A 25,405-nucleotide genomic window follows, 5' to 3' on the forward strand; every position below is an offset into this window, starting at 1 on the left:
AAGGAGAAGTTATTTTAGACAATAAATCATCGATATTTTAAAATCAAAAGCTCTTAGGAGCTAATTTCCTATCATCCTATTAATAAATCGAGGTTCCCAGAACATATAGGCTGAAGCGGAGGATTATGTCCTAGCTTGATACAAGTACCACCAGAAAAGGGACAAGTTGGGATGATTGCACCGCCCAACATGGATGGAATAATATTCGGGATTGCAATATCTGTCCTCTGTCCGAGGTACTCAGCGATAGAGATGGGCATGATCCCCCAAGTTTACATTCAAGACCCTACCAGATTCTTCTTGAATAAGACGTTGGGCGAGCCAACGGACAACATAAACACACACTGCATTGCCTAATGCCCTTAATCTACGAGAGTCCAGTTCTCTGGAAACCCCTGGAGTGCTTCGTATTCGGAAGCCATCATGCGGCGCACAAACAACGTCGGCACTACCTCTGGAATCGAGGGTATAGGTTTCGCCATCATTACGGTATCCCTTAGCTTGTGGTCCGGCAGCAGGTTTTCTACCGATGGTTGCGTGTTGGATAGTAAATAAATCTGACTCTTGAAAGCTACTTCGAGTGAACTCGGTAGTTGAGTTGACCTGTGTTTGGACCGCTCCAACCATTTCTGAAGATACTCCTTGCTCAAAAAGCACTCTAGCGGCACTGTCGCTTTGATAACTTGCGACAAGGAAGACCCGACGACGACGTTGGGGTGTTCCAAAATACTTTGCGTCCAATATTCGCCACGCCACGAAATACCCGAGGTCATCCAGTGTTTCGAGTACATGTTTGAAATCTTGCCCGCTTCCACTGTTAAGAAGCCCAGGTACATTCTCAATGACCAACCACTTTGGTCTTGCTGTATCAACCAGCTTTGCAAATTGGGTAAATAGTCCACTACGTTGACCCTCCAAACCTTGCCGTTTTCCTTGATTCGCTAAGGACAAGTCCTGACATGGAAAACCTCCACACCAAATTTCAGCCTCCGGGATTTCTTTCGGTGAGACCTGAGTGATATCAGGAGCAAGGTAGATGTCAGGCCAATGCTTCTTTAATACCTTTTGACAAAACCCATCTTTCTCACATTGGAATACTAGTTCACATCCTGCTTGTTCAAAAGCAAGGTCAAACCCGCCAATCCCGCTGAAAAAAGAAGCAACTCTCAATGTCTTACACGCATTTGGGTTGTTCAAATATATTAGTTCTTCATCGTAATTTTAGCAAGCTGTGTACCATATATTTTGTAAATTCTGTAACTGTTATAGCAATCCATCTTGAATTGTAGAATTTCAGTAGCTCTCCAACAGCCGCTCCTCCGCCCCGTACCCCGACAGGCACAGGTGAACGGGGGATCAAGGCACAAGAGCGTTCTAATTCTTGCTCCCCTACCCCACCACCTGGGGGAGGATCTGGGAGCAGGGGACGGCTTATTTATTCCTGGGCAGTCCTAGCCAGCAATTTTTCCTTGTCCAGCCGCCGTTTCCGGGCGTAAAGTTGGATCGCCACCGCCATGAGGACGACTAGACCGACGATGAACCAAGTGGCAATATTGGTCGGGAACTGGTCCTTGAAAATAGCCAGCATCACAATCAGGATAAATAATACCGTTGAGACCTCATTGTAAGCCCGTAGTTGTTGACCGCTCCAGGTGAAAGTTCCAGCAGCTAACTGTTTACGAATCCGGCTACAAAAGTAATGATAACCAATCAATAAAGCCACTAAACCCAACTTGACATGAAGCCAAGTCTCCTGCAAGACTTCCGGTTCAGTGGTGAGAATCCCCACCGCCATGGCAATCGTCAGGACCATTCCCGGTGTCGTAATAATGTTGTAGAGCCTGCGCTCCATCAGGGCGAACTGATTCTTGAGGGCCGTGCGGATGGGTTCGGGCTGCTCCTCGGCTTCCACGTGATAGACAAACAAGCGGGGCAAATAAAATAGGCCCGCCAGCCAAACCGTGAAACCAACGATGTGCAGGGCTTTGAACCAGAAGTAAGCAGTATCCATGGCTATCTGTGATACTCCGAAACCATGATACTAGCTAGGGGTCCAACCGGAATTGCACCGAGTCGCCATGAGAAGGTAAACCTTCGGTTTGGGTCAGAATATCTAGGGCGGCTCCCACTTGGCGCAGGGCCTGAGGCGAGAACTGAATTAGGCTGGAGGACTTTAAAAAAGTCTGTACGCCCAAGGCCGAGCTAAACCGCGCCGCGCCACTGGTGGGCAGAGTGTGGTTGGGACCCGCTAGATAATCTCCCACCGCCTCGGGCGAGTAGTAACCTAAAAAGATTGCTCCAGCGTGCCGGACCAATTTCAACAAGTCCCAGGGGTCCTCGACTTGCAGTTCTAGATGCTCGGGGGCAAAGAGGTTAGTCAACTCCGCCGCTTCCGCCAAGTCCTCCGTGACGACGACTAGGCCATAGTTAGCGATGGATTTCTCCGTCAAGAGGCGGCGGCTGTGGGTCCTGAGTTGGCGGCTGAGGGCTTCATTGGTGAGGTCCGCTAGCTCCTGATTCGGGGTGATCAGGATGGCGGCGGCGAGGGGGTCGTGTTCGGCTTGGGCCAGTAGGTCCGCTGCAATCCACTGGGGATTGGCCCGGTGGTCTGCGATGATCAGGACTTCTGAGGGACCCGCCAGACTATCAATCCCGACCTCGCCATAGACCAACCGTTTCGCCAGGGTGACATAGACATTCCCCGGACCCGTAATCAAGTCCACCTTAGTAATGGTCTCAGTGCCGTAGGCCATCGCCCCAATTGCCTGTGCCCCGCCAACACGGTAAATTTCCTGGACCCCAGCGACATGGGCTGCCACCAAGACACTGGGATTAACCTGTCCGTCGGGTCCAGGGGGGGTGCAGATAATGATCCGGGGGACCCGCGCAATCTGGGCGGGAACGACATTCATCAAGACGGTACTGGGATAACTCGCCTGTCCACCGGGGATGTAAAGGCCCGCTGCATCCACTGGGGTATAGCGTTGCCCTAAAACAACGTCCTCTTCTTCAAAAATCGTCCAGGACTTGGGTACCCGTTGACGGTGAAAATGCTCGATTCGTTTTTTCGCCAACCGCAGGGCCGCGAGCAAATCACGGGAAACCCGGTCATAGGCTTCCTCTATCTCCCGGTCTGAGACACGGAGTTCATTGGGGGTGAGATTCACCCCGTCGAATTGCAGGGTATAGCGCAGGAGGGCTTCATCCTTGAGCCGACGGACATTGAGAAGGATCTCACGTACGTCATTTTCTTTTTGGAATACTTGGTCCGTCTGGGTACGGCTGGCAATCCGCCGCAGCTCTTGCTCTGCTTCAAAACGACTGGTGACGATTCGCAGCATACCCTTGGCCTCCGTGTCTCCCTAGTATGGACCATGATCCCAGCTTTAGCTTAGCTGCCCCAAAGGGCTTTGCTCGTGGGCCAAAGTCCAGATCCAGCACATAAATATTTCTCAAAATCGGTTAAATCCCCTATAGGCAACCCAGCCTAGGGAAGATGAAAATCAAGTCACTCACTCCAAACATGAGCCCCAGGAACTTACTTTTTAAGGTCCGGGGCTTTCCTTATTGCGGGGCTTGGGGTCGGCATTTCCCGGCGCGGATCAGACCCACCCGTTTTGCTAGGGCCTCTTGCTGGTCCGCGAAAGGGCCCCAAGTCTGGAGCGGATGGGGATTTTGACTGTCCCGGACAATCGTACAGGTCTGGTCGGGTAGTTGGTGGATATACCACGGTGAATTCATGGGTTCCCGTGCTAATTCAGCCCCCCTAGCATACTATCAAGGTGGTCTTTGTACGGTAGGACAACCGATGGACTCCTGGATTTTCTTTTTGGCTCTGGGTCTAGTGGTGTGCTTTGTGGGAGGGATTGGCTATTTCCTGTTCACCCTGGCTCGCAATGGTCAACGCCTGTTCTAGTCGTCGGCTTAAAATAAAAGTCTGTGCTGGACTGCGCCATGACCGTCGAATTACTAGCCCCGGCTGGGGATTGGGATTGCGTCCGTGCGGCGGTGGCGAATGGGGCGGATGCGGTCTATTTCGGCCTGGAACGGTTTAATGCGCGGATGCGGGCCCACAATTTTACGGAAGCGGAACTCCCCGCTTTGATGGAATTCCTGCACCGACGGGGAGTGCGGGGTTATGTCACTTTTAATACACTAGTTTTCACCGATGAACTGACCGCTGCTGAGCAGTACTTGCGGACGGTGATTACCGCTGGGGTGGATGGAATCATCGTTCAGGATATCGGGATTTGTCGCTTACTCCAGCAGTTGGCCCCGGATTTCCCGGTTCATGCCTCGACCCAGATGACAATCACTAGTGCGGCGGGGGTGGAGTTTGCCCGGAGTCTGGGCGCGGTGGTGGTGGTTTTGGCGCGGGAGTGTTCGATTAAGGAAATCCGGCAAATTAAAGACCAACTGACGGCTCCCATGCCCCTGGAAGTATTCGTCCACGGCGCACTCTGTGTGGCGTATTCGGGTCAATGTTTAACTAGCGAGTCGTTGGGAGGCCGTTCTGCCAATCGGGGAGAGTGTGCCCAGGCTTGCCGGATGCCCTATGACTTGGTGGTAGATGGTGCATGGTTGCCCTTGGGGGACCGTAAATACTTGCTCAGTCCCCAGGATTTAGCGGGGCTTGAAGTATTGCCCGAGTTATTGGCGGCGGGGGTGAGTTCGCTCAAGATTGAGGGCAGACTCAAGGCCCCGGAGTATGTGGCGAATGTGACGAGAGTTTATCGCCAAGCTCTGGACCGGATGGACCAGGGGGCGTGGGCCGTCTCGCCAGAGGACCGCTATGACTTGGAGATGAGTTTTTCAAGGGGCTTGGCGACGGGTTGGTTAACAGGAATCAATAACCAGGAACTCGTCCATGCCCGGTTTGGGAAGAAGCGGGGGGTCTACCTGGGCGAAGTCCTGGGCCGACAGGGGAGTTATCTAGTCTTGGAACTCGTCGCCCCGCTTAAGCCGGGAGACGGGGTGGTTTTCGATGGTGGACACCCGGAGTTACCCGAGGAAGGGGGCCATGTCTACACCGTGGCTGAGCAAGGGGAGGTAACGCTAGTCAGTTTCGGGCCGGGGGTGGACCTCACGCGGGTACAGGCGGGCGACCGAGTTTGGAAAACCCGTGATCCGGCCTTAGACCGCCGGGTGCGTCAGAGTTTTGCCGGGGACCAGCCGCGTTTCGCCCGGTTAATAAACCTGGAAGTCCATGGACAAGTGGGCGGACCCTTGACGGTTCTAGTTAGGCAGGGGGCACAGGTCGTACAGGTGGACTCGGCCTTGCCATTAGTAGCTGCCCATAAACAACCCCTAGACACCCCGCGCTTACGGGAACAACTTGGACGTTTGGGGGGAACGCCCTTTGCCCTGGGTGAGTTAGTGAACCACCTGGAAGGCCCGGTCCTCCTGCCCGTGAGTGAGTTGAATCGCCTGCGCCGTGCCTTCGTGGCAGAACTAGAGACCCGTGCGGCTCAGCCCTTGCGCTGGAACCTAGACCCCGCCCCCACCTTACCTGTTTTATTACCTGTGTTAGCTGAGCCAAAATCAACCGCTGAACCGGAATTAACGGTCCTCGTCCGGGATTTGGCACAACTGGAAGTAGCGTTAACCCTGGGTATCCAGACGCTCTACGCCGAGTTTGAGGACCCCCGCCGTTACCGGGTGGCGGTGGATTTAGCTGAACAAGCAGGAACCGCGCTCTGGGTGGCTCCCCCCCGGATTACGAAGTCCGGCGAGACTTGGACGCTGCGCCAAGTCCGCCAGAGTCAAGCGACCGGGTATCTCATCCGCAACTATGACCAATTGGCCTATTTCCAGGGGGAGCGGTGTATCGGGGATTTTTCCTTAAACGTTGCCAATCCCTTGACGGCCCGGTATTTTCAAGAGAACTTCCGCCTAGAACGGTTGACCTGCTCCTATGACCTCAACTTGCCCCAGTTAGACGCCCTACTGACCGCCTGTCCTCCCCAGTGGTTCGAGGTGACGATCCACCAACATATGCCGATGTTTCATATGGAACACTGTGTCTTCTGTGCTTTCCTCTCAACGGGGACGGACCATACCAACTGCGGACGGCCCTGTGAAACCCAGACCGTCGAATTACGGGACCGGGTCGGGACCACGCACTTACTCAAGGCCGATGTGGGTTGCCGCAATACGCTCTTCAATGGTCGCGCCCAGAGTGGAGCTGAGTTTGTTGGTCGTTTACTAAAGACGGGACTCCGCCATTTCCGGGTCGAGTTCGTCAATGAAACCCCGGCCCAAGTCCAGCAGACCTTAACGCGCTACGGTCAGTTGCTCCGGGGCGAGATTACGGGCGGACAACTGTGGCGTGAACTCAAGTTACACAATCAGCTTGGGGTCACGCGGGGTCAGATGGAGCGTTCCTGAAAGACCCTGGGTCATCATGGAGATACCACAGGGGAAGCCAATGGATCACTTTGTTGACAATGCAGCGGCGACGTTGGTGGAACGGTTGGATGAAATGGGGCGAGTGGGCGAGTTACAGCTTTCCTTGACCGAACTCCATGCCCGGCTCCAGGGGACCGCCGCCGCCAACCTACTCAACTCGGAATACAGTCAAGCCGTCCTAGAACGGGCACGGCAGTTGGTTCATCTCGACGGCTACTAGGCCAAAAAAAGAGGGCGTAGCCAGTACGCCCCCAAATTCAAACTAAACCTAGACCTTGGCGAAGAACTCTTTGGACTTCACCACGTCAGGAATCATCGTGTCAGCCCCTTCCGTCCAGTTGGCGGGACACACTTGGTCGGGGTTCTCGCGGGTGTACTTGAAACCACTGAGGACGCGGAGGGTTTCATCTACGCTGCGGCCCACGTTCAGGTTGTTGACGGTAGCGTGTTGGACCACGCCATCAGGGTCAATGATGAACAACCCGCGCAGGGCAATCCCTGCATCTTCAATCAGCACGTTAAAAGCACGGGCGATCTCTTTCTTGATGTCAGAGACCAAGGGGTAGCGCAAGTCGCCCACGCCACCAGCACTGCGCTCGGATTGAATCCAGGCCAAATGGGAATATTCACTATCCACTGAAACGCCCAAAACCTCAGCCCCCAAGGCCGCAAACTTGTCGTAGTCGTCTGAGAAAGCCGTGATCTCCGTCGGACACACAAAGGTGAAGTCGAGGGGATAGAAGAACAGGACCACAAACTTGCCCTTGTACTGCTCCAATGTGATCTGAGCAAAATCACCATCGGGCATCACTGCCGTTGCAGAAAAACCGGGCGCGGGTTGCCCCACTTGTAGACAAGACATAGGATGCTCCTTAATTCCCCTTCAGTTTATCCTAAGCCAGAGTCATTATGGCTATGGGAATTCGCTAAGAGGTCTACCTTCAGGCTTTGCAGGACTCGCTGGAAGGGAGCTTCATCCCCCAGCCCACCCGCGAGAATCAGGGCTCCTTGGATACGCACCACCGCTTCTTCCGCACGTCGGTGGGCCATAGGGGGAGCGATACCCGTTTCTGCCATCAACGCCGCAAGAGCGGTTATCAAAGCGAGGAAACTGTCTCGCAACTGGGTTTGAAACAGGTGGCGCGACTCGCCATGGACCAGCATTCCCAATAGACAAGCTTCTTTGCCGTTGCCATAGAGTTGTCCCAAGGCAATGACCGCTTGGTCTAGCCGTTCAGCAGGCAGACCCGGCCCACGCAGGGGGGTGAGAAGATGTTGTTCTAGCCATCCGCCCAGAGATTCCAGGGCAGCGCGGGCCATATCTTCCTTACCACCGGGGAAGTAGTGGTACAAACTAGACCGCCCCAGACCCGTTGCCTTAGCGAGTTCCGCCAGCGAAGCTCCCTCATAGCCATAACGCCGGAACACGGGAACCAGACGCGCCACGACTTCTTCACGGGCTAGGGACATGGCAGCCTCCGTACTACCAACCATCCTACGTTTTGTTGGGTCAGTCCTGGGGATGGTGGGGAGAGTAGTCCAGGAATTCCCAATCTAGGGTGTGGGGGAGATCAGCTTCACGCCACGCCGTAACCGTGAAATCCCAGTAACGCTTGGTGCCGCCCGTGGGCTGTGCGTCGTCGAGTCCCCAACGTAGCTCAGTCCATCCCACCAGTTGGAGCATCCGGTAGTTCGCAAAATCCCAAAAGACTAGACCGCCCTGGGGGTTGACCACAAAGTTCCCCAGGGTGTTGAACATACTGTTACCGGGATAATCGGGCACGCGGAGCATCTGCGCGTCTAGGACCTGCACGAACCCCGGTTTCCCCCCCCCGGTGGGAGGCATCTACACCTTGACTTGGATGGGCACTGGCGACAAAGAGCGTATCGGCGGCGGCGATGAGCGTCTGCTGGGCAAGTTCTAGTCGGTCGCCTTGACGGGTCCCGAGGGGAGGAACAGCGGGGCGGTTAGTGCGGGTGGGCTGGCGGCGTTGGATGTACTTGGGGCAGTTGGGGTAGGAGGCCGTGACCCCTAGGGTCAGCCCCGTGGGAGTGCGGGTACTACGTCCGTTGATGCGGAGACGACGGCGGCTCATGAGCTCAATCAGCAATAGACCCACGGCGGGAGTGTGCTCCAGGTTGGCCCAAAAAGGGTCGTCGTCAGGGGTGGCCTGGATCACTACGGTCTGTGGGTCGGTGGCCCGCACAAACCCCGGTTCCCCGAAAATCAAGGAGGCCCAGACTTGCTGCTGGCGGTCAATACTGCCTGCAACCACGAAAGGCTGCTGTTCAATGAACCGTAGGGCACCCCCTAAGATTGTGTCGGCAATAACTTGACCATTTCCCCGGGCGGTCAGGGCCTCGCCCGCTTGCTGCTGCACCTGAAGTTCGCCGGGATGGTAGGGCTGCTCAATTCGCATCGTGTTACCTCTGGAGGGGGTAAAGCGCGTACCCCCTGAATTTACGCCCACGCTAGAAAGTTAAAACTTGATAACCCTCAGCGAGCAAACGACGCAGACTGGGCAGACCAGGGGTACCGGGTACGGGGTTGTCCTTGAGTAAGGCGAGCCCAGAGGATTCCACCTCAGCCCCGAACACCTCAGCACAACCACAGGAGACCCCAGCCACGGTATCGACGACAGCGGCATAGAGGCTGGCTACCGGATGGTCTGGCTGGGTCAGTTCACTGAGCCAAAGCGTACCTGTACCCTGAAATTGAATCGTGACTTCATCCCCGTTGTGCTTAAAGTCGTAGGCGACGGCGAGGGCATTGAACAAACGACCAAGGGCTTCTTTCCCGTTTTTGGGATCTGATAAGACAATGACGGCAGCTTTCATGACAAAACTCCTGGCAGGGTCCGGTGAAAACGCTGTAGACTCGCGTCCGGCTCTCCCTAACTGTACCGAACATTCGGTCTAAAGTCAATCTTTTCCTGGCTGGTTAGGTCAGCATCGCGCCGACCTTGAAGGACCATAGCAACGGCGGTGGTAGGTATTTGCCCAGCTTGAAAAGGGGACTAGGGGGAATCGCTTCTTTCAGAACTAGACCGATGTAATCAGGAATACATCGGCAATTGTCATGTGTTTAGGGATACATTTATCCTTAACAAAACAACTTGAACTCTGTGGGTTGAGCGGAGAGCTTGGGCGTTAAAATTCAAGCGTTACTCCGCGAGGGTGCAATGTTGCTCAGCAAGCGCGTCGGGTTAGTCGCTTTGGTGGCCTTAACAGTTTTAGTGCCCGCAGTCTTAGTCCAACAAGCCCAAAAACCGACAACTTCGGTGGTGATGGATGACCCGGAAGCTGAGGAAAAACTCAATCGGGAGATCTGGGAATTTGTCAAAGGAACACCCTACGCCGAGACCCTGAAGTATACCCAGGCCGCCCAGGCCGCCGCCCGGGTCAATGCCACGGTGGAACTGCCGACGGGTTGGGATATTGCTCCAGTCGGGACCCAGGTTAAGGTCGGACGACTGCCCTTCGCGGCGGTGAATTATGCGGGGTACGCCGTGGTGGTCAATAGCGGTTACGCCGGGGAGAGCCAGGACCTCTCGGTGGTGGATACCAGTACGGGCCAAGTCTTCAAAACCGTGCCCGTTGCCACCCTGTTCCCCAGTGCCGGCGCGGGGTTAGACGGGGACCTCTACGTGAGCGGCGGAATTTCCCAAAAAATTTATCGGTTTAATAGCCAGTTCGCCCCGGTGCGTGAGTATACCCTGCCTAGTTTTGTGACCGGGTTGGTGCCCGTATCTGCTCAGCGGATTGCCGTAGCCTTCAATGGTCCCCCCGATGCAATTGGGATTACGCGAGCGGGTAAGGTCGGTTTACTCAACACCAGTACAGGCACCGTCGAGAAGCAGGCTAATCTCGGTAGCTACGAAGCCTACGCCGTGGCCTTCCTTAACCAAAAACTCTACGCCACGATCCCCGCCACCAATCAAGTCCAAGTCTTCAATCAAGATTTCCAGCGCGTCAAAACCCTAACCGTGGGCCGTACGCCCCAGACCACTTGCCAGGACGGACCGAACCTCTACGTGGTCAACGCCAACTCCGATAGCCTGACGGTCATCAACACCAGCACGGACACCGTGAGCGCGACCTATCCTGTGCGCTATAAAGATTTCAGTGTGGGCAGTGCCCCGACCTCTTGCACGGTAGATGGCACCTATATTTACATCACCCAATCCCAAACCAACGCTATCGCTATTCTCGCCAAGTCAAACGGGGCCTTTTTAGGTTTCATCCCGACGGGCTGGTACCCCACTGCCGTCTTGAGCCAGGGTCAAAAATTACTCACCGTCAGTGCCAAGGGGATCGAGCCGCGCCGCCCCAATGCCGATGGTGAATACATCCTCAACCTGTTGGTGGGCAATCTCGGTATCCTCAACAAAGCCGAAATCGCCCCCAACCTCACGGCCTGGCCCGAGCAAGTCCTCACCAGTTCGCCCCTCCTCGCCCCAGCGGGTCAATCCCCGTTACCGATTCGTCACATCTTCTACATCGTCAAGGAGAACCGCACCTACGACCAAGTGTTAGGCGACCTAGGGCGGGGGAATGGCGACCCGAGTTTGACTTTATTTGGGCGTAATGTGACCCCGATTCATCACTATTTGGCGGAGGAATTCGTCACCCTGGATAACTTCTTTGTGAACGGCGAAGTGAGTACCACCGGGCACAGTTATACCGCCAGTGGTTACGCGAGTCCCTACTTGCAGATGTTGACCAGTCTGGAATACTCCGGGCGGTACGATGGTTCGGCCTCGGTGGTGCCCGGTGCTTTCTCCCCGGCCTACCTCTGGGATAGCCTCAAGGCCAAGTCCGTCAGTTACCGAATTTTTGGGGAGGCTCTTTACTTCGTCGGGCTTTACCAGATTGTGGCTGAAACCAACGGTCCTGAGAGTCCCTTGGCCCAGAAACTCCAGTACCTCGCCACGAAAGAGACCAAGTTCAGCGAGCTCTTCCAGCCCCTCAACCGCTTGCTGGCCCAGTACAGCCAAGCGGCCAAAACCCCGGAGAGTACGAAACGGTTATTACTCAACCCCAGTTTCGGACGGCCCTTCTCGCAGTTCTTCACCGGGGATGATAGTCTCTACGATGCTTTCGTCCAAGACCCGAACCTCGTTGCAGAAGTGTCGGTGTTCCTGTTGCGCTACGCCCTGGATTACCGCCCCTTTGACCTCAACTACTCGGACCTCGACCGGGCGGCGGTGTGGCGGGATGACTTCTTGACGAAAGACCGCTTGCGCTTGGTGGAGCAATTCCACTACATCCTCTTGCCCAATGACCACACCGCCGGGAATGACCCCAACGCCCTCACCCCGACCCAGTTCGTCGCCCAAAACGATGCAGCCCTCGATGTCATCGTCAGGACAATCACCAAGAGCCGGGTTTGGAATGAGAGTTTGATTCTGGTGGTAGAGGATGATGCTCAGGACGGGCCGGACCATGTGGACGGGACGCGCACGATTGCCTTTGCCATCAGTCCCTACGTCAAGCGCAACACCGTCGTCAGCGACCTCTACGACCAAGTGAGCATGGTGCGGACGATCGGTCTGTTGCTGGGTCTGTCGCCTCTGACCCTGAACGACGCGCTAGCCGTGCCGATGGTGGGGATCTTCAACAGTACGCCCAACTTCGCGCCCTACAATCCGCCCGCCGTCTCCAGTGAACTCACACCCACGGACCAAGCCCGTTACCAGGAACTCGTGGGACCCTAGCGCGTGTTAATTCTCCGTTGGTATCTCCTCTGGGTCTGGGTTCTGGTAATTCCAGTCCAGGCCCAGGACCCCAGCACTGTCGCAAGTGACCTCTTGCCTGATGAGGTGGCTGAGGTGACGATTACCACGACCCGCAACCGCTTGGAGCCCGTCTTCCAGGTACCCACGGCGGTGACCGTTATAGGCTCTAGGCTTCAGGAATTGAGCGGGGGTACCTTGGTGGACCTCCTCAAGGGCGAGCCCGGGGTCTGGGTGCAATCCAGCGGTCCCGGTCAAGGGACGGCCTATGTGCGCGGGGTGACGGGGCGGGAGGTGTTGTTGTTGCAGGACGGGTTCCGGGTCAGTCCGGCTTTTACCCGCTCCGGTCCTAACCAATACCTCGCCCTATTTGACCCCTTTGCCGTAGCGCGGTTGGAGGTGGTGCGCGGCCCGAGTTCGGTCCTCTATGGCAGTGATGCTCTGGGCGGGGCGGTGAATGTCATCCCGGTCTTGCCCACGGGGACGGCGAGTTTTACCGGGCGGGTCCTGACTGGGTTTGCCTCAGCGACCAGTGAGAAGACGGGCCGGGTCGAACTCACCAACCAAAATTTCCACTTGGGGTTGACCTACCGGGATTTTGAGGATGTACGCTTGGGGGCCGGGGCTTCGGCGCAACTTTTCTTCCCTAACGCTGACCCCCGGCTGATTAGCGGGACGGGGTACGAGTTCTCAGCAGCAGATACCGGGGTGGTTCTGGACCTAGGGGAGAACCAGCGGCTAACCCTGACCGGGCAATATAGCCAGATCCCTCGACTCAGCGCGATTGATAGTCTGATCCAAGGTTACGGGTCCGTCGTCAACGATGTCGTTAACCAACTCGGTCCCCAGAGCCGCACGTTTGTCAGTCTTAGCTACGAAGCCCGCCCCGATTGGCTTGAAAAAGTCCGTCTCACCTTGGGTTATCAGGGCATCCAGGATGACCGTTTGCGCCGCCCTTATCGAGTCCGTCCCAGCTTCCCATACGATAGCGGCATCCCCGAGACTTATCAGGACCAAGAACAAAACCGCAGTGACCTATTGGGGGCGACCCTGACCCTGACCAGCCTCCCCAGTCCCCAACACACCCTCACCTACGGCGGCGAATTCTACCGTGATACCATCGGCAGTCAACGGGTCCGTCAGGCTGATGCGGGCACGATAACGCCCCGCGCCGCTCGTTACGTGAATGGGGCGGTCTCCACCCAGGGCGGTCTTTTCGCACAGGACGAGATTCGTTGGGACGACCGCTTCACCACCAACCTCGGACTCCGCTTCTCCGCCCTCAATGCCGAAATCCCCGCCGATAGTCTCCGCGCTGCCCCTGGTTTCAACAACAGCACTGCCGACCTCTCCTTTAATCTGGGCTTAGCCTACTTGTTAAATCCTGACCTCAATCTCGTCCTCAATCTTGGTCAAGGCTTCCGGGCACCCAACTTGAGCGACCTCTCCCAGGCTGGCCCCGAGGGGAGCTTCTACAACTCCCCCAACCCGGCCCTCAAACCCGAACGAGTACTCTCCCTCGACTTGGGCCTCAAGTGGAATGCTCCCCAATTTGATGGCGAAATCTTTGGTTTTTACAGTCAGTACCAGGACCGCATCCTGAATATCGCCACGGGCCAACAGCTTGATGGACGCGACGAACGCCGTCTCGAAAACGTCGGCTCCCAAGTCATCGGTGGTGTAGAATTCCGGGGTCAGTTTCGTTTCAGTCCTCAATGGACTTTGACTAGCAGTGCCACTTGGACCCAGGGCGATACCACCCTCACCAATGGCACCAGCGTCCCCGCCGACCGCATTCCCCCCTTCAATGGCTTGGTCGGGGTGCGCTGGACCGACGACTATACCTATGTGGAACCCTACCTCCGCTACGCCTCCGCCCAATATCGTCTCGCTCCCAACAATCTGACCGACAACCGCATCAATCCCAACGGCACTCCCGGTTTCGCCCTCCTCAACCTCCGGGCGGGCTATCAGCTCACCCCGGACTTGGGGTTGCGCCTCACCGCCGAGAACCTAGCCAACACCACCTACCGCGAACACGGCAGCAGTTTGGACGGACTGGGGACTAATATCGCTGTGACCCTAGACTACCGTTACTGATTAGGGCTAGCTTTTTCTTGACGTAGGATCATCTAGGACCGATAATAAAAAGTCTACGCGGGTGTAGCTCAGTGGTAGAGCGCAACCTTGCCAAGGTTGATGTCGTGGGTTCGAATCCCATCACCCGCTCCATTTTTAAGCCGCTCTCAGTCAGGGCGGCTTTTGTTTTGAAAATGAGAATCTAGTAAAGTCCTACCAACCAAAAACGCTGCCGAGCGAACGGACGATATTTTGCGGTTGCATAGCATCAAGGGCAGCGGTGGGTTCGTAGCCGCAGTGGACCATGCAGTCCTGACATTTGGGGTTGCCGCTGGCCCGTCCGTACTGTTCCCAATCGGTCTTGTCTAGCAGTTCCTGGAAAGTTTTGTAGTAGCCTTCATTGAGTAAATAACAGGGTTTTTGCCAGCCCAAGACGCTGTAACTGGGACTGCCCCAGGGCGTACAGTCGTAGTCTTTTTCACCCGTCAAAAAGTCCAGAAAGAGCGGGTTGTGGTTAAAATTCCAATGCTTCTTCCCTGTCTTGAAGGGAGCCAAGATCTCTCGAAATAGGGCGCGGGTCTGTTCGCGTTTGAGGAAATGGTCTTGGTCCGGTGCCCAAGCGTAACTGTAGCCAGGAGAAATCATCATCCCGTCAAGCTTGAGGGTCTCCGCGAAATCAAAAAATTCTTGGATGGCTTTGGGGTCAGTCCCGGCAAAAATCGTCGTGTTGGTCGTGACCCGGAAGCCCTGGGCCTTCGCCGCCTTAATTGCTTTGACCGCAATATCAAAGACCCCTTTGCGGTCTACGGAATGGTCATGGAGTTCGCGGGGTCCATCCAAGTGGACGCTGAAACTCAGGTAGGGCGAGGGTGTGAACTTGTCGAGATTCTTCTCTAGCAGGATGGCGTTGGTACAGAGATAGACGAACTTGCGCCGCTCTACCAAGCCCCGGACAATCTCTGCCATCTGGGGATGGAGTAAGGGTTCACCGCCGGGGATGGAGACCACGGGCGCACCACATTCCTCGACCGCCCGGAAGCACTGTTCTGGGGTGAGGTTTTGGCGCAGGATTTCGTTGGGATGTTGGATCTTGCCACAGCCGACACAGGCCAAATTACAGCGAAATAAAGGTTCTAGCATTAAGACCAAGGGGAACCGCTTGCGCCCCTGTAACCGTTGGGAAATCAAGTACGCGCCGACTTCCACTGCTTGTTGTAATTGCACTGCCACGGCTAGACCCTCATTTATTTCACGTATCCGGCTGCCCTGAACCAGTTTACGGCATCTTGGAGGGCATCCACGATGGGGCTTTGGGGCAGGCCCAACTCTTGGACGGCTTTGGTTGCATCGTAAAACATATACTGACCCGCCATCCGCACGCCATCCATAGGGATCGACGGCGTTTTACCCAGACGGGCTAGGACCATCTCATCGAACCACGCCACGGAGTAGGGCAACCAAGCGGGGAGGGCTTGGGTGGGGGCGGCAAGTCCGGTAATCCCAGCGAGTAAATCAAGCAGGGCCTTGAGGGAAAGATTCTGGTGCCCGAGGATGTACCGCTCCCCACTCCGACCGCGCTCTAGGGCCAACAGATGACCCTGGGCCACATCGCGCACATCAATAAAATTTAGACCCGTCGGCAAGTAGAAGGGCATCTCGCGCCGCAGGAAACGCAGGATAATGTCCCCGGTCGGGGTGGGTTTAATATCGCCCGGTCCAATCGGGCTGGAAGGGCTGACAATCACCACTTCCTGTCCACTCTGGGCGGCTTGACGGGCCTGTTGTTCAGCCTGGAATTTGGATTTTTTGTAGTCCCCCACCAACTGCGCGACGGGACTCTGGTAGGTCTCCGTGGCCGGGTCCCCAGCTTTTACTCCGATAGCGGCGACGGAACTGGTGTAGACCGTCCGCTCGACCCCGGCTTGACGGGCCGCGCTCAGGATATTGGCGGTCCCCAAGACGTTACTTTGGTACAGAATCGCCCGGTCCTGCTGCCACAGACTATAGTGGGCCGCAACGTGGAAGAGGGCCTGACAACCGCGCCGATGGGGCACAAGCTCCCCGTTTAGATCGCCTTTGACCAATTCCACGGGCAAGTCTTTTAGGGTGGTGAGGGGACTACCAGGGCGCACCAAAGCCCGGACTTCATAGCCCCGGTCTACCAGCAACCGGACCAAGTTACCACCGACAAAGCCCGTGCCCCCAGTGACAAAGACCCGCATTACCCGCCCCGCTTGGCATAACGCCACTCATCCAGGAGGGAGACCGCCACGGGGATCACCAGCAAGCTCAACAATGTCGAGGTCAAAAGGCCACCGATGATAATAATTGCCATCGGTGCCCGTAACTCCGCCCCCGCCCCCAACCCCAGGGCAATCGGTAACATTCCCAAGACCGTCGCCGCTGTGGTCATCAAAATCGGACGTAACCGGACGGGACCCGCCCTCAAAATAGCCTCAGTGCTCGACAGGCCCAAAGCGCGTTGTTGATTGATGTAATCCACCAAGAGAATCGCGTTTTTGTTAACTAGGCCCAGCAGAAAGATAATCCCAATCACCGAGATTATCCCGAAATCGCTCTGGGTCACGAACTGCGCCAGGATCGCCCCGACGATGGACAAAGGCAGGGCCAGGATGATCACCAAGGGGTCCAGCCAAGAGCGAAACAGCAATAGCAAAACCGCAAGTACACACAATACCGCCAACCCCAGGGTCGCCCCGAACCCGCCAAAAGTCTCCGCCGCCCGTTCGGAGTCCCCGCCCAGGGAGAGTTGGACACCGGAGGGGAGGAGGTCCGCTTGGGCGACCACTTGGTCCGTAGCACTGCCGAGGGTCAGCCCGTCTCCCAAGTTGGCACTGATGTAAGCCACCCGTTTGCCGTTGAGGTGTTCGATGGTTCCGGGGTCGCTGGCGGTCACATCCACAAATCCCGCTAAGTCCTGCACTTTAGTTTTGAGTCGGTCGGTCGCTTGACTCAAGAGGGCGGGGTCTTCACCCAAAAGAGCGAACTGGAGGGGTTTCTCACCGCCGTTATCTACAAACTGAATGTCCTCTACGCTCGTCGTCACCCCGCTAATCTGGGGTAACTGGTCACGCAGTCGATTCTGTTGGTCGGCTGTGGTCAGTTTACGGTCCTCCTTGAGGCGCACGTAGAGTAGCCCACGATTGGGCTGGCCTTGACGAGAACCCACGGTGGTGAAGACGGCTTCTACCGCCGGGGCACGGCGCACCACGGTTTCTAACTGACGGGCTACGGCTAAGGATTGCGCCAGAGTTGTTGTCGGCGGAGCCTGATAAAGGATATTAAATTCGCCCCGGTCCAGGTGGGGAATAAAGCCCTTGGCGATAAACGGAATTAAGGCCAGTCCGCCCAAGAAGCTCAACAGGGCCAGCCCCAGCACGGTTCCTCGGTGGGCCAAAGCCCAGACCAAGACGGTGCGGTAACGAGCGACAAACCCAAGCCAAGCTCCCTCGGGCCGCGCTGGGGCCGGTTTGAGCCAGTAGACCGCCAACAGGGGAGAGAGGGTCCGTGCCACCAAAAGCGAGGTAATTACCGCCGCTGAGACCGTCAAGCCAAAGGGCCGGAAGAACTGACCCAACACGCCCCCCATTAGGCCCACAGGCAAGAAGACCGCCACAATCGTCAAGGTGGTCGCTGTTACAGTCAAGCCAATCTCATTGGTGGCCTGGATCGCCGCTTCGTAGGGTGGTTCTCCTTCTTCCAAGTGACGGGAGATATTTTCCACATCCACGATTGCATCATCCACAATAATGCCAATCACCAAGGCCAAGGCCAAGAGCGTAATTGTCTCCAAGTTGAAGCCACAAACCGCCATCACAATAAAAGTCCCCAGCAACGAGGTGGGGATGGCGAGGGCCGAAATAAACGTTGAGGGCCAGTTCCACAGGAAGGGATAGATGACCAAAACCGAAAGGGCAATCGCCAAGGCGAGGGCCTCAATCGTGGCACTGGTCGCCTCCCGGATGTAGGTCGCCTGGGTCGCCGCGAGGTCTAGGCGCAGTTGCGGGAACTGTTGGCGTAACCGCTCGACTTCTTTTTCTACTTGGTCAACCACTTCGAGGGTGTTGGCATCCCCGCGTTTGACCACTTGGAAGGCCAAGACCGTCTGTCCGTTGAAACGCACTGCTGTGGCTGGTCCTCCTCCAGTCGCGGCACCCAGTAAGGTGACCTTGAGGACCCCCGGTAGTTTGGCAATTGCCGGGACAATTGCGGTTTGGGCAAGTCTGGCAGCGTCTTGATTAGAAGTCTGGATGGCGTAGCTAACCACAGCTGATTCGTTGAGGTTCAGTGGAATAACTTGCGTGGTGGTGGTGGGGAGATTGAGGGTTTTAAGTTGAGTTTTGACCGCTTGTTCAGAGGCGGCTAGGTCCGTGCCGACATCAAAGGCCAGACTCACCGTCGTTTGACCAGGATAGGTGGTGGAGCGAATCTTCGTCACCCCGGCTAGGGTCGCTAGTTGTTTTTCTAAGGGGCGGGTCAGGGCGGTTTCGGTCGCTAGGGCCGTTGCCAAGGGAGCCTGAGCATTCACAATGACCACAGGAAAAGTGATATCCGGGAAGAGATTATATTTGAGGTTCCTAAAACTAACTGCCCCCAGGATACACACCGCCAACCAAAAGCCCAGGGTCAACCAGGGATAGCGGATAGCCAACCGGGAGATATTAAATCGCTCCCGTAAGGAAAGATTGGCGGGCATGACCATCGCTGGAGTCCGGTATCAGATAAAGTTCATGATAATTGCTTATTGCCCTGAGCTAACCTGCCCTAGGGCGACCAAGATAATGGGGGCTACAGAAGGATGACAGACCCGTGCTGAACTTTGATGCAGTCCTCGTACCCCAAGGCGCGGAATATCAAGCCGTAGCTCGGGCTTGCCAAGGTTATCCCGGCCCCTCCATCATCGCTGTCCCCGCCGGTGCTGCCCTGGGTCCCAGACTCGAAACCCTCCTCAGCGGACAGTCTTGGCAACGGCTCTTAATAATGGGTTTGTGTGGTAGTCTCGATCCCCGTTTTGGCCTCGGGTCGGTGGTCATCTACCAAGCCTGCATCGGTCTTGATGGTCAGACTGAGACCTGCGACCCCGATTTACGGCTTGAACTAGGGCGAGTTTTACCTAATGCGGAAGTCTTGGCCTTGACCAGTGCACGAGTCGTGAGTCTAGCCCGTGAGAAGCGACAGTACCACGCACAATTCGGGGCCCAGGTCGTGGATATGGAAGGCCAAGTGGCCCTCAAGGTTTTGACCCGGCACGGGATTGCCGTGGCGATGGTCCGAGTCGTGAGCGATGACAGCGAACATGACCTCCCAGACCTCAATGCGGCCTTCACCCCCCAAGGCGGACTCCAGCCCCTTGCCCTAGCCCAAGCTTTACTTAAATCACCCATGGCAGGGCTGCGTCTCGTCCATGGTTCTCTACAAGCTCTCCGGGTATTGGCACAGACAGCGCGGATTATTTTAGGCGTGGAACTGAGTCGCTAGGCCGCTGAGGGTCATGTTTTCCTGAATCTCGTTGGGGGATGAGCACATACTGCCAGGGCTTACCACCATAGACTGTGGCGTGGTCTGAAGCGTGACTACACCATTGGACTGCCGCCGCTTGTTTGGCTCGTACCGTTGGTTGGTCTAGTTCTTTACGCATCTTGGGTTCGAGCATATAGATGCCTTCAGTGGTCTCTGCTACGAAGTCGGGCTGGTATTCGGCTTGGGTTACGCCGAGTCTGTAGAAGATTTGGAATTGTCCCTTGGCGGGTTTGAACCACTTAAGGGTATCGCGCTCTAGGATGAGTGCAAGTTTACGTTCAGCATCGGAGTCAAACTTTTGGACTGGGTAGAGACATTTGGTGAAGCCAGTGAAGAGGTATTTAGCCATGTTGCTTTTGTCAGTAGGTGCAATCTGATAGTCAACTAGTCAACGGTGGGTTCTTGCGCGGTGTAGGCACTCGCCTTGAGTCCGGTGAAGCCTTTACTAATTGTTACTTCATAGTCCGTTGCAGTCTCGACGTAATGCGCTTGCATCTGGGCGTGGACGAACTCGGCAATCCGCTGTTGGTAAGAGCGCAGGACCTCGTTCACTTCCTCTTCTCTTAAGTAGCTCTTGAAATGCGCGACTTCCTGGGCCGCTAATTGATACAGCAACTCCGCTTGGTCGTCGTAGGAAACATCGTCGAAGTTGATTAACCCGCTGACGATTTGACACTCCCCGGCATAAATGCGCGGGGATAGCTGGGTGGTACCGCCCAGCTCTTGGTTCCACGAGAAAGCTTGCTCATCAGGGGTCCGGTACCGGACCCCTAGAGTTACCTCTTGATGCGTAGCGGCATGGCCTCCGGCCACGGAAGCCTATCGACTCTCCTCAAGCGTTGGTGGGCCGTTGTCGGCCCACCCTTTCCCTGTGCCCCAGGGTACTTCTGCCTTTCACCAAGATATTCAGAGCCGCGTTAACGTCTCTATCCAATACGCCTCCACACGGACAGGTGTGAGTACGGGTACTAAGAGACTTTTTAACAATAACGCCACAGCTAGAACATTCTTGGGATGTGTATTATGAAGCCACAGCAACTACTTCTCTCCCGAATATTTTCCCAAATTATTCTTATTTATCTCCTTACCCATTTTGCTGGGGAGATGCGCCATCTCGCACCCATACCAGGACAGAAAAATTCAATTGTGTATGAATACGAACCCAACGCTTGGGCAATATTCAAAGAAAAGCGTGAATGGGCTAGAACTATTGCCGCTCAGGAATAAGCTACACCAGCTTGAAGGCACAGAGCTTTCAATCGCCCAGAATCTTCAAGCTGGAGTAGGTCAATCCTCAGGGATATTCGCCATGGCGGCGGCGGCCATCGTGCAGAGTTCCTGGTGGAAGGGACCGTTACTGGCGATGACGAGACCGAACTGGTTGACATCGAGCTTGTTGTAGACCAGAGGCTCCCCATTCATAAAGGTCATCTGTCCCCCGGCCTCCGTCAAGATGATCTCCGGCGCGGCGAAATCCCAGTCCTTGGGCGCGGATTTACCCGAGAGTCCTAGGTAGTAATCCACTTCACCCCGCGCAATCGCCGTCAGTTTCAACCCCAGGGACCCCATCTGCTGCTCCGAGCCGCAGGGCATAGCCTGCATCAGGGCTTCCAGGCGACGGTTGCGGTGGGTACGGCTACCGACGAGACTCAACTCCTGGAGACTACGGGTGCGGTCGGTCTGGATCGGCTGAGCCACCCCGTCACGGCCCTCCACAAATGCACCACTACCTGTAAAAGCCCACATAAACTTCTCATGGACGGGCCACTGCACCACGCCTAGGACCGGACGGCCTTGGACCACTAACCCGATGTGAATGGCAAAATCTCCCGTCCGCAACAAGAAATCCTTTGTGCCATCCAGGGGGTCCACTAGCCAAATGCCCGGTTTAGATTGCCGTTCGGCGTAGTCAATCGTCTCAATCGTCTCCTCGGTCAGGTAGACAAATTCCTCCGTACCCATGGCGGCAGGCAAGGCTGTAATTAGGTAATCACTGACTGCTAAATCCGCCGCTGTCACCGGGTCGTCCGGCTCTTTCTCCGTAGTTTTGACCGTGCCTTCGCGGTTGTAGTATTCCATCAAGATGTCGGAAGCTTTCCAGGCAATGGGCCGGATCTGGTCAATCAATTCAGCGAAGGGTTGCTTAATCACGGCGATGGCGCGGGTGAAAGTACGCACCCACCGTACCAAAATCCCTCCGGTTAAGAAAGTATCCCTGCCGACGCTTAGGGGCTAAGCCAGTGATTTTGGACCGCAAACAGGGCCGCCTCAGTCCGACCACGGACATTTAACTTGGCGTAGATGTTATTGAGGTGGTTCTGGACCGTACGCTGGCTGATGTAAAGCTGGTTGGCAATCTCTCGGTTGTCGAGCCCTTTGGCGACGAGTTTTAATACCTCTCCTTCACGCTCCGTTAGACCTCCGGGCGGTTGGGGCGGCGTGGTGGGGCGGTGGAGTCGGTCCAGGACTTTTTGGGTGATCTGGGACTGGAAGAGCGACTTACCTTGATAGACCATGCGGATGGCGTGGACCAGTTCGCGGGCGGCACTGTCCTTAAGCAGATAGCCTGCCGCCCCCGCCGCCAGCAGCCCCACGACAATCTCTTCGTCGTCGTAGTTGGTAAGGATGACGATTTTAGTCAGGGGATAGAGACTACGGATCGTTTGGGCTGCCGTTAACCCATTCCCGTGGGGCATGCTGTAGTCCAACACCACCACATCGGCGGGCTGCTGCTTGAGTAGGGCCAAGAGTTCAGGACCGTCCCCCGCCTCCCCGATGACCTCAATATCTTCTTCGCGCCCCAATAGACTCCGCAGCCCCTCGCGCAGAATCGTATGGTCGTCAGCCAGTAAAACCCGGATTACCAATTGTCCCCCCGCCCGCTGGCGTTTCTATGGTAAGGCCGTTGCGGAATCCTAGTTCTTTTATAAATTTTTTTGGGCTAAATAATACGAGATGTTAAGGCTACTTTGAAGTCGGGCCGGGTGGGGGGCAAACTTGATGGTGACGCACTACATCCATACCCATGTCCACCACACCCAACGTCTTTCCTTGGCTCGTCTACGTCACCACCCTGATCTTCCCCTTGATCTCGCTGGCGGCCCTATTCATCTTGATTGAGCGCGACACGATCTAGTCTCTGGATGGGGGGGTCCCTTCCCCCCCGCGCCCCCCTGTGTCAAGATAGAAAACTCATGGCGGTGTAGCCAAGCGGTAAGGCAGGGGCCTGCAAAGCCTCCACCCCCAGTTCAAATCTGGGCGCCGCCTCCATTTGACCCGACGAGCAGACTACATAAATAGAGTCCCAGGGCCTTGACCAGTCCTTGGTTGCCGTAGGCGCAACCATAGCGGTATAGACAGGTCGGACAACCCGCAGCACAGGCGCAGTGGTCGGCGAGATCCACCGCCTTCTGCACAAACTCGCCAAAGCGGTCAAATAGAGCCTCCGCTACCCCCGTCCCGCCCGGACTGGTGTCATAAAAGAACGTCGTCGTCCCCAAACGTTGTGGATGGCAGTCAAACGTTGCCCCGCCGATGTCTTGGTTGCCGCTGATGACGAGGAGCGGGACGGCCTGGGTCAACAGATGTTCGCAGGTGTGCATAGCGGCCCAGGCGGACTGACCAGACCAGGGTTCCTCCTCGCCCTGGGCGCGGCGTTGGTCCCACAAGATTTGAGCGTACTGGTCCACGGCCTGTTGCAGGGGTGGATTGAGTTCTAGGCTCAGGAGCGGGGCTTCAAAGGCGCGGCGGTAGGGTTCGGCAAAGGCCACGGTCTCGACAGTGGTGCGGAGGTTGAGTTCCTGGGGGGGCTGGTGGCAGACGGGACAGGTCGCACTCAACACGGGCTGGCGGTAGCGGGCACAGCGGGTATTGGCACAGGCGGGTTGACGGCGGCTTTCTTCAACTTGATAGCCCGTCACGAGGGTGGTAATCCGGCCCCAACCCAGGGTGAGGCGCAGACGGCCCTCGGGAATGGGCGTGGGGTGGACCTGGAAGGGGGCCAGGGGTTCGAGGACCTCAATCTCAATCTGTTGGCTGGCCTGGGTCCGGTACTGGGGGTCCTGGGGCAAGCGTTCGAGTCGGGCGGTCTTGGTGGTCGGGTCGAGGGCGGTCACGCGGTAGAAGGCTTCGGCTTGGGTCCCGTCCAGACATAAATACAACGCCTCGGGGTGGGCCTCGGTGTAGGCAGAACTCAAGCTCAGTTCCTCCACAAGCTCCCCGGTGGCGGTCTCCACTAGCCGTAGTCGCTCCTGTTGGTCGCCGCGTAGACTGACGCCCCGATGGGGATAGCCCCCGCACCAGAGCCGCGCCTGGAACTCGCGCAACTCCCCGCTCTCTAATAACCGTTGGGCCACCCGTCCCCCGGTTTTCCCGAATAAGCTCTCTACCCGCTCGATGCTGAGGCCACTTTCACAGCAAGCACATTGGAGATGACCCCGCACTAAGGACGGGTACTGGGCGTTGAAGGCTACTTGTTCCACCGGGGCATTGAGGAGTTGTTGCGGGTTGACGGCGTAATAACTATCCAAGGGATTTTGGGCTAGGGGCATGAAGACCACCAACCCCGCCCCCGCCCGTCCACAGCGGCCCGCCCGTTGGCGGTAGCTCATCAAGGAACCGGGGAAGCCCCGCAGCAACACCGCATCCACCGCTGGCAGGTCAATCCCAGCTTCTAGGGCACTGGTGGTGATGACAACTTTCACCGTGCCTTGGCGGAGACCCTCGGTAATCGCCCGTCGCTGTTCGGGCCGGACAGAGCCATAAAACAAACTCACCGCCCGTTCCTCACTGCGGGGTAAGTGGCGGCGTACCAAGTTGAGCAATCCTTTAGCGGCGGCGCGGGAGTTACAGAAGACCAGCCCACTGATCCCCAGGCGCAACCAATCCCGGATCATCTCGGCGCACTCGGGGTTGGCGTTGACCGTGGGGCGCAGGTGAATTGAGGTCCGTTCGCCCGTCTTGGCTCCACTTTGTTCAATCAAGTACAAGTCCGTGCGTCCGGTCAGCCGTTGGGCCAAGGGTTGAGGGTTGCCCACTGTCGCACTGCTCAAAATGAATTGGATGGCTGAACTGGTGCCCCCTACGGTGTCTACCGCTAGGGTCAGCCGACGGATCAAGTTGGCGACATGGGCACCGAAATTGCCGATATAGGTATGGGCTTCATCAAGGACGACCCAGCGTAGGCGTTGGAGGAAGTTGCGCCACTGTTGCCAGTCCTCGGGTTGGCGCAGTTTATAGAGTTGGTGGTGGAGGATATCGGGATTGACGGCGAGGAGAGAGGGCGGGGTCCCCCGGAACATTTCGCGGCGATGGGCCGGGTCGGTGTCGCCACTCAGGGCCGCGAGTTTGAGTTGTAAGGTTTCGGGCAGGTTCCCGTTTAGGTCCTGCAATTTGGCGTACTGGTCGTAGAGCAGAGCTTTGAGGGGGTAGATGTAGAGAGCGGTGCTGGTCGGGTCGTTGAGACAAGCTTCAAAAATGGCGGGGTTGAAACAGAGGGTCTTACCGCTCGCCGTGGGACTACAGAGCATCACATCCCGTCCGTTTCGCAACTGGGTCAGGGCTTCGACTTGGTGACTGAAGAACCGTTGGATACCCAGGTCGGCGAGGGCTTTTTGGAGGGGGACGGGGAGGTCGGGGGGGAC

22 protein-coding genes, 2 tRNA genes and 1 pseudogene are annotated in these 25,405 nt (G+C 56.5%); 7 read left to right on the plus strand and 18 right to left on the minus strand.

The window, feature by feature from the left end:
- Window positions 1-240 precede the first annotated feature (240 nt).
- From HFM78_RS04970 to HFM78_RS04985, 4 genes are all read right to left on the minus strand, one after another.
- Window positions 241-1,197, minus strand: a complete 957-nt coding sequence (locus HFM78_RS04970) for a DNA cytosine methyltransferase (RefSeq protein WP_287128318.1) — start codon at window positions 1,195-1,197, stop codon at window positions 241-243.
- Window positions 1,198-1,435: 238 nt separating this feature from the next.
- On the minus strand, window positions 1,436-2,011 hold the full coding sequence (hemJ, locus tag HFM78_RS04975) for a protoporphyrinogen oxidase HemJ (protein WP_287128319.1): 576 nt from the start codon (window positions 2,009-2,011) through the stop codon (window positions 1,436-1,438).
- A 34-nt stretch (window positions 2,012-2,045) separates the two neighbouring features.
- Window positions 2,046-3,341, minus strand: coding sequence for a histidinol dehydrogenase (hisD, locus tag HFM78_RS04980; protein WP_287128320.1), 1,296 nt, complete (start codon window positions 3,339-3,341; stop codon window positions 2,046-2,048).
- Window positions 3,342-3,564: 223 nt separating this feature from the next.
- Window positions 3,565-3,741: a hypothetical protein gene (locus HFM78_RS04985; protein ID WP_287128321.1), complete on the minus strand. Its 177-nt coding sequence runs from the start codon at window positions 3,739-3,741 to the stop codon at window positions 3,565-3,567.
- Between the two features lie 213 nt (window positions 3,742-3,954).
- Between HFM78_RS04985 and HFM78_RS04990 the strand changes: the two genes are divergently transcribed.
- Window positions 3,955-6,387: a U32 family peptidase gene (locus HFM78_RS04990; RefSeq protein ID WP_287128322.1), complete on the plus strand. Its 2,433-nt coding sequence runs from the start codon at window positions 3,955-3,957 to the stop codon at window positions 6,385-6,387.
- Window positions 6,388-6,427: 40 nt separating this feature from the next.
- A complete protein-coding gene (locus tag HFM78_RS04995) occupies window positions 6,428-6,628 on the plus strand; it encodes a hypothetical protein (RefSeq protein WP_287128323.1) in 201 nt (66 codons plus the stop codon).
- A 48-nt stretch (window positions 6,629-6,676) separates the two neighbouring features.
- On the opposite strand, the gene HFM78_RS05000 is transcribed toward HFM78_RS04995, so the two are convergent.
- Genes HFM78_RS05000 through HFM78_RS05020 form a run of 5 tightly spaced genes read right to left on the minus strand, consistent with a single transcriptional unit; the run spans window position 6,677 to window position 9,246 of the window.
- Window positions 6,677-7,270 (minus strand): peroxiredoxin, encoded by a 594-nt coding sequence (locus HFM78_RS05000; RefSeq protein WP_287128324.1) that lies wholly within the window; start codon window positions 7,268-7,270, stop codon window positions 6,677-6,679.
- Window positions 7,271-7,296: 26 nt separating this feature from the next.
- Window positions 7,297-7,878, minus strand: coding sequence for a TetR/AcrR family transcriptional regulator (locus HFM78_RS05005; protein WP_287128325.1), 582 nt, complete (start codon window positions 7,876-7,878; stop codon window positions 7,297-7,299).
- 40 nt (window positions 7,879-7,918) lie between these two features.
- Complete coding sequence (locus HFM78_RS05010) at window positions 7,919-8,200, minus strand: pyridoxamine 5'-phosphate oxidase family protein (RefSeq protein WP_287128326.1); 282 nt, start codon at window positions 8,198-8,200, stop codon at window positions 7,919-7,921.
- The gene (locus HFM78_RS05015) at window positions 8,172-8,828 is read right to left on the minus strand and encodes a pyridoxamine 5'-phosphate oxidase family protein (RefSeq protein ID WP_287128327.1); all 657 of its coding nucleotides are present in this window, start codon (window positions 8,826-8,828) and stop codon (window positions 8,172-8,174) included. The genes HFM78_RS05010 and HFM78_RS05015 overlap by 29 nt, the downstream gene beginning before the upstream one ends.
- A 52-nt stretch (window positions 8,829-8,880) precedes the next feature.
- Entirely contained in the window at window positions 8,881-9,246 is a 366-nt protein-coding gene (locus tag HFM78_RS05020; RefSeq protein WP_287128328.1) for a DsrE family protein, read from the minus strand.
- Window positions 9,247-9,590: 344 nt separating this feature from the next.
- Here HFM78_RS05020 and HFM78_RS05025 point away from each other — a divergent pair, with 344 nt between their 5' ends.
- From HFM78_RS05025 to HFM78_RS05035, 3 genes are all read left to right on the plus strand, one after another.
- Window positions 9,591-12,125 carry an alkaline phosphatase family protein gene (locus tag HFM78_RS05025; protein ID WP_287128329.1) on the plus strand — a complete coding sequence of 845 codons (2,535 nt, stop codon included), beginning with the start codon at window positions 9,591-9,593 and terminating at the stop codon, window positions 12,123-12,125.
- A 3-nt stretch (window positions 12,126-12,128) separates the two neighbouring features.
- Window positions 12,129-14,243 carry a TonB-dependent receptor gene (locus HFM78_RS05030; protein WP_287128330.1) on the plus strand — a complete coding sequence of 705 codons (2,115 nt, stop codon included), beginning with the start codon at window positions 12,129-12,131 and terminating at the stop codon, window positions 14,241-14,243.
- A gap of 57 nt (window positions 14,244-14,300) precedes the next feature.
- Window positions 14,301-14,375, plus strand: a tRNA-Gly gene (locus HFM78_RS05035).
- 60 nt (window positions 14,376-14,435) lie between these two features.
- On the opposite strand, the gene hpnH is transcribed toward HFM78_RS05035, so the two are convergent.
- Genes hpnH through HFM78_RS05050 form a run of 3 tightly spaced genes read right to left on the minus strand, consistent with a single transcriptional unit; the run spans window position 14,436 to window position 18,945 of the window.
- On the minus strand, window positions 14,436-15,452 hold the full coding sequence (gene hpnH, locus HFM78_RS05040; RefSeq protein ID WP_287128332.1) for an adenosyl-hopene transferase HpnH: 1,017 nt from the start codon (window positions 15,450-15,452) through the stop codon (window positions 14,436-14,438).
- A gap of 14 nt (window positions 15,453-15,466) precedes the next feature.
- The gene (gene hpnA / locus HFM78_RS05045; protein ID WP_287128333.1) at window positions 15,467-16,444 is read right to left on the minus strand and encodes a hopanoid-associated sugar epimerase; all 978 of its coding nucleotides are present in this window, start codon (window positions 16,442-16,444) and stop codon (window positions 15,467-15,469) included.
- Window positions 16,444-18,945, minus strand: a complete 2,502-nt coding sequence (locus tag HFM78_RS05050) for an efflux RND transporter permease subunit (RefSeq protein ID WP_287128334.1) — start codon at window positions 18,943-18,945, stop codon at window positions 16,444-16,446. Before HFM78_RS05050 ends, hpnA begins: the two co-directional genes overlap by 1 nt.
- A 107-nt stretch (window positions 18,946-19,052) precedes the next feature.
- Here HFM78_RS05050 and HFM78_RS05055 point away from each other — a divergent pair, with 107 nt between their 5' ends.
- Entirely contained in the window at window positions 19,053-19,721 is a 669-nt protein-coding gene (locus tag HFM78_RS05055) for a hypothetical protein (protein ID WP_287128335.1), read from the plus strand.
- Here HFM78_RS05055 and HFM78_RS05060 read toward each other — a convergent pair.
- From HFM78_RS05060 to HFM78_RS05075, 5 genes and pseudogenes are all read right to left on the minus strand, one after another.
- Window positions 19,693-20,112 (minus strand): hypothetical protein, encoded by a 420-nt coding sequence (locus tag HFM78_RS05060; RefSeq protein WP_287128336.1) that lies wholly within the window; start codon window positions 20,110-20,112, stop codon window positions 19,693-19,695. The two genes, HFM78_RS05055 and HFM78_RS05060, sit on opposite strands and share 29 nt — an antisense overlap.
- A 35-nt stretch (window positions 20,113-20,147) precedes the next feature.
- Window positions 20,148-20,576 (minus strand): hypothetical protein, encoded by a 429-nt coding sequence (locus HFM78_RS05065; protein WP_287128337.1) that lies wholly within the window; start codon window positions 20,574-20,576, stop codon window positions 20,148-20,150.
- A 19-nt stretch (window positions 20,577-20,595) separates the two neighbouring features.
- A pseudogene (locus tag HFM78_RS16150) lies at window positions 20,596-20,829 on the minus strand (zinc ribbon domain-containing protein); the annotation flags it as partial.
- Window positions 20,830-21,050: 221 nt separating this feature from the next.
- On the minus strand, window positions 21,051-21,941 hold the full coding sequence (locus HFM78_RS05070) for a 3'(2'),5'-bisphosphate nucleotidase CysQ (RefSeq protein WP_287128338.1): 891 nt from the start codon (window positions 21,939-21,941) through the stop codon (window positions 21,051-21,053).
- Window positions 21,942-21,988: 47 nt separating this feature from the next.
- Window positions 21,989-22,630 (minus strand): response regulator transcription factor, encoded by a 642-nt coding sequence (locus tag HFM78_RS05075; RefSeq protein ID WP_287128339.1) that lies wholly within the window; start codon window positions 22,628-22,630, stop codon window positions 21,989-21,991.
- Between the two features lie 329 nt (window positions 22,631-22,959).
- Between HFM78_RS05075 and HFM78_RS05080 the strand changes: the two genes are divergently transcribed.
- A tRNA-Cys gene (locus tag HFM78_RS05080) sits at window positions 22,960-23,033 on the plus strand.
- On the opposite strand, the gene HFM78_RS05085 is transcribed toward HFM78_RS05080, so the two are convergent.
- Window positions 23,012-25,405: DEAD/DEAH box helicase (locus tag HFM78_RS05085; RefSeq protein ID WP_287128340.1), on the minus strand; the 2,394-nt coding region annotated here is incomplete at its 5' end. The genes HFM78_RS05080 and HFM78_RS05085 overlap by 22 nt on opposite strands.

It is taken from the genome of Candidatus Cyanaurora vandensis (assembly GCF_013285555.1).
Taxonomy (GTDB): domain Bacteria; phylum Cyanobacteriota; class Cyanobacteriia; order Gloeobacterales; family Anthocerotibacteraceae; genus Cyanaurora; species Cyanaurora vandensis.

Excerpts from the sequence above, each read along its gene's own strand:
- hemJ (WP_287128319.1), bottom strand. The coding sequence starts at position 2,011 with ATGGATACTGCTTACTTCTGGTTCAAAGCCCTGCACATCGTTGGTTTC.
- hisD (WP_287128320.1), bottom strand. The coding sequence starts at position 3,341 with ATGCTGCGAATCGTCACCAGTCGTTTTGAAGCAGAGCAAGAGCTGCGG.
- HFM78_RS04985 (WP_287128321.1), bottom strand. The coding sequence starts at position 3,741 with ATGAATTCACCGTGGTATATCCACCAACTACCCGACCAGACCTGTACG.
- HFM78_RS04990 (WP_287128322.1), top strand. The coding sequence starts at position 3,955 with ATGACCGTCGAATTACTAGCCCCGGCTGGGGATTGGGATTGCGTCCGT.
- HFM78_RS04995 (WP_287128323.1), top strand. The coding sequence starts at position 6,428 with ATGGATCACTTTGTTGACAATGCAGCGGCGACGTTGGTGGAACGGTTG.
- HFM78_RS05000 (WP_287128324.1), bottom strand. The coding sequence starts at position 7,270 with ATGTCTTGTCTACAAGTGGGGCAACCCGCGCCCGGTTTTTCTGCAACG.
- HFM78_RS05005 (WP_287128325.1), bottom strand. The coding sequence starts at position 7,878 with ATGTCCCTAGCCCGTGAAGAAGTCGTGGCGCGTCTGGTTCCCGTGTTC.
- HFM78_RS05010 (WP_287128326.1), bottom strand. The coding sequence starts at position 8,200 with ATGCTCCGCGTGCCCGATTATCCCGGTAACAGTATGTTCAACACCCTG.
- HFM78_RS05015 (WP_287128327.1), bottom strand. The coding sequence starts at position 8,828 with ATGCGAATTGAGCAGCCCTACCATCCCGGCGAACTTCAGGTGCAGCAG.
- HFM78_RS05020 (WP_287128328.1), bottom strand. The coding sequence starts at position 9,246 with ATGAAAGCTGCCGTCATTGTCTTATCAGATCCCAAAAACGGGAAAGAA.
- HFM78_RS05025 (WP_287128329.1), top strand. The coding sequence starts at position 9,591 with ATGTTGCTCAGCAAGCGCGTCGGGTTAGTCGCTTTGGTGGCCTTAACA.
- hpnA (WP_287128333.1), bottom strand. The coding sequence starts at position 16,444 with ATGCGGGTCTTTGTCACTGGGGGCACGGGCTTTGTCGGTGGTAACTTG.
- HFM78_RS05050 (WP_287128334.1), bottom strand. The coding sequence starts at position 18,945 with ATGGTCATGCCCGCCAATCTTTCCTTACGGGAGCGATTTAATATCTCC.
- HFM78_RS05060 (WP_287128336.1), bottom strand. The coding sequence starts at position 20,112 with ATGGCTAAATACCTCTTCACTGGCTTCACCAAATGTCTCTACCCAGTC.